Source organism: Spirillospora sp. NPDC000708 (assembly GCF_040299565.1).
Lineage (GTDB): Bacteria > Actinomycetota > Actinomycetes > Streptosporangiales > Streptosporangiaceae > Spirillospora.
In genome coordinates this window covers 1-1508 of sequence record NZ_JBEPCJ010000234.1, presented here as the reverse complement: position 1 = coordinate 1508, position 1508 = coordinate 1, and the positions used below count along the sequence as shown (strand labels likewise).

Sequence of the window (1508 nt, the reverse complement as noted above, 5' to 3'; positions counted from 1 at the left end):
AAAAACAATGAAAATAATTAAACGGACTTTATTATCTTTTATGGCATTTGACGTTAAGTCAAGTTTTTAGAGTAACAAACGTAGAATTTTAATCTATTTATTTTAAGCACTTACCTTTTCAAATTGATTAGGTGTAAGATACCCTAAACTTTGATGGATTCGTTTTGAATTATAAAAGGCTTCGATGTACCAGAAAATACTCTGATAGGCTTCTTCAAAGTTCTTATATTTAAATTGATACACCCACTCTCTTTTTAAATGTCCATGCCAAGATTCAAGACTGGCATTATGATAAGGGTATCCCCTTCGACTGAAAGAGTGAGTCATCCCATAATACTTAAGCAACTCTTCATACTCTAGACTCGTATACTGGCTTCCTTGGTCAGAATGAAGAATAACAGCTTCTGGATAGTCTTGTGATTTAATGGCCTTATTTAAAGTTCTTTGCACTAATTCTACAGTCATTCGCTTGCCCAAATCCCAAGCAATGACTTTTTTAGTATAAAGATCCATAATGGTTGAGAGATAAGCCCATCCTTGTTGAGTAGGAATATAAGTAATGTCGGTTGACCAAACCTTATTTTTCTTTGTAGGTTCAGTCTGTATAAGATTTTTTCGATTGATGTGATCACTTAGTGAGTATCCAGGCTTAAATTTCTTAATGACTACAGACTTGAGTTGAAGTTGCTTCATTAGCTTCTGTACCAGTTTTAACCCGACTTTTTCCCCTTGTTTAAGTAGAAGATGATGAATTTTAGGAGCACCATAGATTCCTCGGTTAGCATTGAAGAGTTGAGACATTTTGAGTGGCAGGTATTGTCTCCTTAATTGAGTTTTAGATGGATGTCGGTTAATCCGTTCATAATAACTTGATTCAGGAACATCAAGAAGTTGACAGCTTAGTCTGACATTGAGTGCTAAAGTTTGTATGGTTTGAGCCATATCCGCAGCACTCACTTCTTTTTCTCGGCGAATATGGTCAATACTTTTTTTAAGATGTCTCGTTCTTCCTTAACTTTAGCCAGTTGTCTTTTTAATTCTAGAAAATCAGCTTTAGAGACGGAGCTTTCATTAGATTTAGAGTAGAGGTCTATCCATTTATAAATTGTTGCAGGGGCCACGTCGTATTCTTTAGACAGCTGGGTGACGGATTGACCAGAATGATAGAAGGCGATAAGGGTTTCTTTAAATTCTTTTGAGTAGCGTTTTTGCATGTTTTTGTCCTTTGTCTAAATTATACAATAGTGACTCTAAGATTTAAGGATAACATCATTAAATATGGTATAATTTAAGGTATATAATATGTATGTGGAGATACCATGAATCAAAAAAAGAGGCGTCATTATCGTAAGAAAAAACACACAGTACTAAAAGTTATTTCAATTATTTTTGTATTAGTAATTATCGCTGTTGCTTCTATAGCCTACGTAGCTTATAGAAATGTTGAATCAACCTTTTCAACATCATATGAAAATTTCCCTAAAACAACAAGTATCGACTTAAAAAAG

General features: G+C 34.0%; 2 protein-coding genes. One reads left to right on the top strand and one right to left on the bottom strand.

Annotation, left to right across the window (positions count from 1 at the left end; all coding sequences use genetic code 11):
• Positions 1-102: 102 nt before the first annotated feature.
• Positions 103-1214 (bottom strand): IS3-like element IS981 family transposase gene (locus tag ABT299_RS52645; protein WP_500255477.1). Its coding sequence is split into 2 segments (ribosomal slippage): positions 103-998 and positions 998-1214, totalling 1113 coding nucleotides; the frame shifts between segments, so codons are not numbered across the junction.
• A gap of 105 nt (positions 1215-1319) precedes the next feature.
• Here ABT299_RS52645 and ABT299_RS52640 point away from each other — a divergent pair.
• A partial coding sequence (locus ABT299_RS52640) for a hypothetical protein (RefSeq protein ID WP_500255476.1) occupies positions 1320-1508 on the top strand: 189 nt, incomplete at its 3' end.